6 protein-coding genes and 1 pseudogene are annotated in these 6,989 nt (G+C 72.4%); 1 reads left to right on the top strand and 6 read right to left on the bottom strand.

The genetic code is table 11. The features are described from left to right. The 6 genes and pseudogenes from IE178_RS28480 to IE178_RS28455 form a co-directional block, all read right to left on the bottom strand. A pseudogene (locus IE178_RS28480) lies at window positions 1-199 on the bottom strand (ABC transporter permease); the annotation flags it as partial. 96 nt (window positions 200-295) lie between these two features. After that, entirely contained in the window at window positions 296-1,168 is an 873-nt protein-coding gene (locus IE178_RS28475) for a glycosyltransferase family 2 protein (protein ID WP_184763285.1), read from the bottom strand. An 8-nt stretch (window positions 1,169-1,176) separates the two neighbouring features. Continuing rightward, window positions 1,177-1,956, bottom strand: coding sequence for a CDP-alcohol phosphatidyltransferase family protein (locus tag IE178_RS28470; RefSeq protein ID WP_193514285.1), 780 nt, complete (start codon window positions 1,954-1,956; stop codon window positions 1,177-1,179). After that, window positions 1,934-2,995 carry an iron-containing alcohol dehydrogenase family protein gene (locus IE178_RS28465; RefSeq protein ID WP_184763249.1) on the bottom strand — a complete coding sequence of 354 codons (1,062 nt, stop codon included), beginning with the start codon at window positions 2,993-2,995 and terminating at the stop codon, window positions 1,934-1,936. Before IE178_RS28465 ends, IE178_RS28470 begins: the two co-directional genes overlap by 23 nt. Beyond that, window positions 2,983-3,735 (bottom strand): phosphocholine cytidylyltransferase family protein, encoded by a 753-nt coding sequence (locus IE178_RS28460; RefSeq protein WP_184763248.1) that lies wholly within the window; start codon window positions 3,733-3,735, stop codon window positions 2,983-2,985. The genes IE178_RS28465 and IE178_RS28460 overlap by 13 nt, the downstream gene beginning before the upstream one ends. Next, window positions 3,732-5,561: a DUF5941 domain-containing protein gene (locus IE178_RS28455; protein WP_193514284.1), complete on the bottom strand. Its 1,830-nt coding sequence runs from the start codon at window positions 5,559-5,561 to the stop codon at window positions 3,732-3,734. Before IE178_RS28455 ends, IE178_RS28460 begins: the two co-directional genes overlap by 4 nt. A 331-nt stretch (window positions 5,562-5,892) precedes the next feature. Between IE178_RS28455 and galE the strand changes: the two genes are divergently transcribed. Next, entirely contained in the window at window positions 5,893-6,873 is a 981-nt protein-coding gene (gene galE / locus IE178_RS28450; RefSeq protein ID WP_193514283.1) for a UDP-glucose 4-epimerase GalE, read from the top strand. The last annotated feature ends 116 nt before the right edge of the window (window positions 6,874-6,989 follow it).

The raw sequence follows: 6,989 nt of genomic DNA, 5'->3' as shown, positions 1-6,989 counted from the left end.
GGGCGGTCAGCTTCGCCTGCGAGAAGGCGAGGATGAAGTGCCGCCGTCCCCAGAGCTGACGGACGTACTCGAAGAGGGACGGCCGGGCGCCGCTGACGGACAGCCCGTACTTGGCGGCGAGCTGGGCCGCCGTGAGGCCCTCGTCGGGCGGCACGGGCGCGCTGACCGCGACCGTGCCGTCGTGCGTTGTCTCACTCACTAGTGGAAAACTTTCGTCCTCGAGATGCTCGGCCCGCGGGCCTGACATGAGCCGGGGAGCCTGGGTACGGCCCCGATGTTCCCGGACACGAGCTTGTCAGATGACAGGGGGCCGGCCCAGTCGGGTCAGCCGCCACACCGTACGCCACTTCATGGGCCGACGGGGCCCGCAGGGGGTGGCCCAGCCCTCCCGGAACCCACCGAACCACGCCTTCAGGGCCGGCCGCGAAGGGCGGCGCAGCAGCGTGAGGAACATCCAGACGCCCAGGTAGACGGGGACCAGGAGCGCGGGGAGGTTGCGGCGGGCCAGCCAGACGCGGTTGCGGGCGACCATGCGGTGGTAGACCGCGTGCCGCGACGGGGCGGTCGTCGGGTGGTACAGCACCATGTCGGACCGGTAGTCGATCATCCAGCCGGCGTCGAGGGCCCGCCAGGCCAGATCGGTCTCCTCATGGGCGTAGAAGAACTCGTCCGGCAGCCCGCCGACCTCGGTGAAGACCTGGGTGCGTACGGCGTTGGCGCCGCCGAGGAAGGTGGTCACGCGCGAGGAGCGCAGCGGGTCGGAGGCGCGCAGCCGGGGCACATGACGGCGCTGGGTGACCCCGGTCTCGGGGTCGGCGATGCGGAAGCTGATGATGCCCAGCCGGGGGTCGGCCGCGAAGGCCTCGCGGCACAGCTCTGCGGTGTCGTGGCCCGCGAGCAGGCCGTCGTCGTCGAGGAACAGCAGGATGTCGACGTCCCGGCCGCCGGGGCCGAAGGCCTCGACGCCGACGTTGCGGCCGCCGGGGATGCCGAGGTTCTCCGGCAGCTCGACGGTGCGCACGCCGTCGGGGACGTCGGGGACGGGCGAGCCGTTGCCGACGACGACGACCTCGACCGGATCGCCGTCCTGCTTGGCGACCGAGTCGAGCAGGGCGCGCAGCTCGTCGGGGCGGTTGCCCATGGTGATGATCACCGCGCCGACCTTCATGCCGCCGCTCACTTCAGCCTGCTGGAGGCGAGGACGGACACCAGGTGCAGCAGGGTCTGCAGCAGGGCGATGCCGGCGAGGACGGCGGTGCCGAGCCGGGTGAAGAACAGGTCGTCGCGGACCGCGTCGGCGATCGCGAGGACCAGGATCAGCAGGGACGCCTCGATGCCGAGGATCAGCCGGTGGAACTTGAGCGCGGCGGCGGCCCTGCGGGCCAGTGCCATGCCGGAGGAGCGCGGCTCGGCGGCGGCCTCCTTGACGGGCGGCAGCCCGCCCTGGTGGCGTGCCACGCCGACCAGGTCGGTCTCCGCCTTGACCAGGATCGCGCCGAGCGCGGCCAGGGTGCCGAGGAAGGCCCAGAGCCAGTCGATGCGCCCGGGGCCCCACAGGTCGGCGGCGCGCAGGCCCAGCCCGACCAGGACGGCGGCGTCGCACAGATAGGCGCCGACCCGGTCCAGGTAGACCCCGCTGAGGGAGTACTGCTTCTTCCAGCGCGCGATCTCGCCGTCGACGCAGTCCAGCAGCAGATACAGCTGGACCATGACCACGCCGAGCACGGCCCCCGCGATCCCCGGCACCAGCAGGGCCGGGGCCGCGAGGACACCGAAGACGGTCATCAGGTACGTGAGCTGGTTGGGCGTGACCCTGGTGTTCACCAGGTAGCGGTCCACCCGCAGGGACACCTCGCGCATGTAGAGGCGCCCCATCCAGTGCTCACCGCTGCGCCGGTCCTTGACCCCCGCGGGGTGCACGACCGGACGGAGTTCAGCTACCGATGGCCTTGACATAGTCGGCGTAGACGTCCTTGATCTGTTCGGTCTTGAGGTCGAGATGTTCGAGGATGGTGAAGCGGCCGGGGCGGGTCTCCGGGGCGAACTCGACGGCCCGGACGAACTCGTCCGCCGTGAATCCGATCTCCTCCGGCAGCACCGGAAGCCCGTGCCGGCGCAGCACCTCGGCCATGTACGCCGCCTCCTCGTGCGCCCCGCGCAGGTACATCGCGAAGGCGGCGCCGAGTCCGCACTGCTCGCCGTGGGCGGCGGCCCGCTTGGGGTAGAGCAGGTCGAAGGCGTGGTTGATCTCGTGGCAGGCACCGGAGGAGGGGCGGGAGTCGCCGGAGACGGACATGGCGATGCCGGTGAGGACCAGGGCCTCGGCCAGCACCTGCAGGAAGCCGTCGTCGCCGACCCCGCCCGGGTGCCGCAGGACCGCCTCGCCGGCCTGCCGGGCCATGGCCGCGGCGAGGCCGTCGACCTTCTCTCCGTTGACGCGGTGGGACAGTTCCCAGTCCGCGACCGCGGAGATGTTGGAGATGGCGTCGCCGATGCCGGACCGTACGTAGCGGACGGGGGCCTCACGGATGACGTTGAGGTCGATGACGACCGCGATCGGGTTCGGCACGCCGTAGGAGCCGCGGCCCGCGTCGTTGTCGAGGGTCGCGACCGGCGAGCACAGGCCGTCGTGCGCCAGGTTGGTGGCGACGGCGACCAGGGGCAGGCCGACACGTGCCGACGCGAACTTGGCGCAGTCGATGATCTTTCCGCCGCCCAGGCCGACGACCGCGTCGTAGTGGCCGGCCTTTATGTCGCTCGCCAGCCGGACCGCGTCGTCGATGGTGCCGCCGCCGACCTCGTACCAGGTGGCGCCGGGCAGCGAGGGCGCGATCCGCTCGCGCAGCCGGGCGCCCGAACCGCCGCTGACGGCGATGGCGAGCCTGCCGGACTGCGAGATGCGTTCGTCGGCGAGGACACAGGCCAGGTCGTCGAGGGCACCCGGGCGGATGTCCACGACGACCGGCGAGGGAATGAGCCGGGTCAGTACTGGCACGCGATCTCCCGTCCGCGGGCGAGATCGTCGTGGTTGTCGATCTCCACCCAGTTGACGTCGCCGATGGGCGCCACGTCGATCCGGAAGCCCCGGTTCACCAGCTCCTGGTACCCGTGCTCGTAGAACTGCTGCGGGTCGGCCTCCCACACGGTCCGCAGCGCGTCGGCCAGTTCCGGAGCGGCGTCGCCCTCGATGAGGGTGACACCGATGTACTCGCCGGTCGCCTCCGCCGGGTCCATCAGCTTGGTGATCTTCGTCATCCCCTTCGCGGGGTCGACGACGACCTTCATCTCCTCGTCGGCCAGCTGCTTGACCGTGTCCAGGGCGAGGATGATCCGCTTGCCCTCGCCGCGTGCGGCGAGCAGGGTCTTCTCGACGGAGACCGGGTGCACGGTGTCGCCGTTGGCGAGGATCACGCCGTCCTTGAGGGCGTCACGGCCGCACCACAGGGAGTAGGCGTTGTTCCACTCCTCGGCCTTGTCGTTGTCGATGAGGGTGAGCTTGAGACCGTACGTCCGCTCCAGGGCCGCCTTGCGCTCGTACACGGCCTCCTTGCGGTAGCCGACGATGACCGCGACCTCGGTCAGGCCGATCTCGGCGAAGTTGCCGAGGGTCAGGTCCAGGACCGTCGGTTCGCCCTCTATGCCCGCGGGCCCCACCGGCACCAGCGCCTTGGGAAGGCTGTCGGTGTAGGGGCGCAGACGCCGTCCGGCGCCGGCCGCCAGCACGAGGCCGATCATGCGGGTTCTCCTTCATCGTGTACGGCGGGCGCCCCTGCGGACGCCCAGAAGCGGATGCTCTCGACGAGCACCAGCAGGGCCACGGCCACGGCGAGGACCGTGAGCGCGACCGTGAACTGCGCGGCGGTGAGCAGCGCCGCGAGGACGGCGACCACCAGGACGCGGCCCTCGTGCCCCCCGGTCGCCCGCACCAGCCAGCGCGGGGACGCGCCCGCGTTGCCGCGGATGCGGTAGACCGTGTCGTAGTGATGGTAGGCGACCGCGGCCACCAGCCCGTAGGCCGCCGGAAGGGCTCCGTTCACCTCGGCGTGGGCCGCCAGCGCCAGGACGGTGCCGTACTCGGCGGCGCGGAAGAACGGGGGGACCAGCCAGTCGAGGGCGCCCTTGAGGGGGCGGGCGACGGCGAGGGCGGAGGTCAGGACGTAGAGGCAGGCGGCGGCGATGGTCCACGGGCCGCCGAAGCCGGTGAGCGCGGCCGTGGCGACGACGGCGAGGCCGCCGAGCAGGGCGACGGCGGGGGCGGCGAAACCGGGGAGCCGGCGTGCGGGCTCCGTCAGCGGGGCGGTGAGCGCCTCGGTGAGCGGGCCGGAGTCGGCGAGGTCCGCGAGTGCCTGCGCCGGCCGGTCGGTGCGGCGGGCCTTGCGGGTCAGCGAGCGCAGGACGCGGCCCGCGGTGGTGTACGTCGCCGCGAAGGCGCAGCCGATGAGCAGCGCGTAGAAGGTGATCCGGGGAGTCGTGACGGCCGTGAGGACGGCGATCATCGCCCAGCGTTCGCCGATCGGCAGGACGATCATGCGGCGTACCCAGACCGTCCAGCCGACGCTGTCGAGCTTGTCGGAGAGGGCGGCGGTGGGGCTGGTGTTGGCGGTGGCGTCAGCGCCCACGACGTGCGCCTCGTTGAAGGAGAAGTCGACGACGTGCCGGCAGGTCTGCAGGACCATCGCGCCGAGGGCGAGGGCCCACACGTCGTCGCCGCCGCGGGCGGCGCCGAGGGCGAGACCGGCGTAGTAGGCGTACTCCTTGGCGCGGTCGAAGGTGGCGTCGAGCCAGGCGCCGAGGGTGGAGTACTGCAGGGAGTAGCGGGCGAGCTGGCCGTCGGTGCAGTCCAGCACGAAGGAGGCGATGAGCAGGACGCCGGCGGCGACGAAGCCGCCGCGGGTGCCGGTGGCCGCGCAGCCGGCCGCTATGAGCGCGGTGAGCAGGGAGGCGGTGGTGACCTGGTTGGGGGTCAGACCGCGGCGGGCGCACCAGCGGGCGATGTAGCGGGAGTAGGGGCTGACGAAGTGGGTGGTGAAGAAGCCGTCGCGGGCCTTGACCGCGGACTTCAGGCGTATGGCCTCGTCGTCGACGGCGGCGACGGCCTGCCGGGCCTCGTTGCGGCCCTGGGGGTCGCCGGGGACGGTGGCGACGAGGCTGCCGAGCTCGGGGCGGTGCACCGCGGCGCCCTCGGTGTCGAGGGCGGCGACGACGCGGTCGGCGAGGCTGTCCACGAGGGTGGTACCGCCTGCCGGGGTTTCGCCGGCTGCGGAGTTCTCGCGGGCCATCGCGCGGGTGAGGGCCTGGCGGCCGGCCTGCTGGGCGGTGACGGCGCCGGGGATCGCGGCCAGCGGGAAGCGGGGGTCGGTGAGGGCGAGGCGCAGCGCGTGCACATGGCCCACGAAGCGGGGGTCGACCACGGCGACCCGCTGTCCCGCGGGCACACCGGCGAGCAGCGTTTCGGCCTCGGCGGCGCCGGACGCGATCCGCACGTCGAAGCCGAGGGACCGCAGGTCGCCCTCGAGTGACGAACCGGGGACCGGCTGACCGGTGAGGATGGCGGTCGACAACCGAAATCACTCCCTGGGGGCCGACGCGTCCACGCCGGTCGTGTACATGGTGGGGTGCCCGTGCCGGGACCTCCGGGCGGCATGTCGGCAGAGGCTATCGGATACCCGGAAGCCTGCGTTCACCGCCCGTTCGACGGCTGGATCGACGTGGTTCGCCCACCTCGCTGCCGCGATCATCATCGGGGATGCGGGGCCCGGCCCACAAACCGCGCCGCCAGAACGGGCATTGACGTCGATATGGGGCGCCACCGGCCGTCGATCCGCCCACTGGGGGCGATATGGGCGACATGGATGGAATCGACCGGCACGGGTCCGCATAGGGTGGGCGACCATGACTTGGCTGATCACCGGCGGAGCCGGTTACATCGGGGCGCACGTGGCGCGGGCCATGACCGATGCCGGGGAGCGTGTCGTCGCCCTCGACGACCTCTCGGCCGGGGTGCCGGCGCGGCTTCCCGCCGACGTCCCGCTGGTCAGGGGCTCGTCGCTGGACGGCGAGCTGCTGAGGCGGGTGCTGGCGGAGCACGGGGTGACGGGGGTGGTGCACCTCGCCGCCCGCAAGCAGGTCGCCGAGTCCGTGGCACAGCCGACCCGCTACTACCGGGAGAACGTGGGCGGCCTCGCGACGCTGCTGGACGCCGTCGCGGAGGCCGGGATCGAACGCTTCGTGTTCTCCTCCTCCGCGGCCGTGTACGGCGACCCGGGTGTGGACCTCATCACGGAGGACGCGCCCTGCGCCCCGGTGAACCCCTACGGCGAGACCAAACTCGCCGGGGAGTGGCTGGTGCGGGCGGCGGGCCGGGCGCACGGCATCGCCACGGTGTGCCTGCGCTACTTCAACGTGGCCGGGGCGGCGGCGCCGGAGCTCGCCGACACCGGCGTCTCCAACATCGTGCCGATGGTCTTCGACCGGCTCACCCGCCACGAGGCCCCGCGCATCTTCGGCGACGACTACCCGACACCGGACGGCACCTGCGTCCGTGACTACATCCACGTGGCCGATCTGGCGGAGGCCCATCTCGCGGCGGCCCGCCGGCTGTCCGGCGGGGACTCCACCGGGGACCTGACGGTGAACATCGGCCGCGGCGAGGGCGTGTCGGTGCGCGAGCTGATCACGGTGATCGGCGAGGTCACCGGCGACACCCGGGCCCCGCTCGTCGAGGCCCGGCGCCCCGGCGACGCCCCCCGCGCGGTGGCCTCGGCCACCCGCGCGGCCGAGCACCTCGGCTGGACCGCCGGCCGTTCGGTGTACGAGATGGTCGACTCCGCCTGGCAGGGCCGGCAACGGCAGCAGGCCACTGAACCACGCTGACCTGCGGATCGTTTGCGCAGGTCAGGGCACATGACAACGGTGTTCAGTGCCGCGTTGCCGGATACCCCCCGCCCGTAGTTCACTGTGATCGGAACGGTCACGGAAGGGCGGCGACT

Source organism: Streptomyces griseoloalbus (assembly GCA_014650015.1).
GTDB classification, from domain to species: Bacteria; Actinomycetota; Actinomycetes; order Streptomycetales; family Streptomycetaceae; genus Streptomyces; species Streptomyces griseoloalbus.
This window is presented reverse-complemented; position numbering and strand designations above follow the sequence as displayed.

What these genes read in the sequence shown, in the direction of transcription:
- IE178_RS28475 (WP_184763285.1), bottom strand. Translation starts at nt 1,168, where the DNA reads ATGAAGGTCGGCGCGGTGATCATCACCATGGGCAACCGCCCCGACGAG.
- IE178_RS28470 (WP_193514285.1), bottom strand. Translation starts at nt 1,956, where the DNA reads ATGTCAAGGCCATCGGTAGCTGAACTCCGTCCGGTCGTGCACCCCGCG.
- IE178_RS28460 (WP_184763248.1), bottom strand. Translation starts at nt 3,735, where the DNA reads ATGATCGGCCTCGTGCTGGCGGCCGGCGCCGGACGGCGTCTGCGCCCC.
- galE (WP_193514283.1), top strand. Translation starts at nt 5,893, where the DNA reads ATGACTTGGCTGATCACCGGCGGAGCCGGTTACATCGGGGCGCACGTG.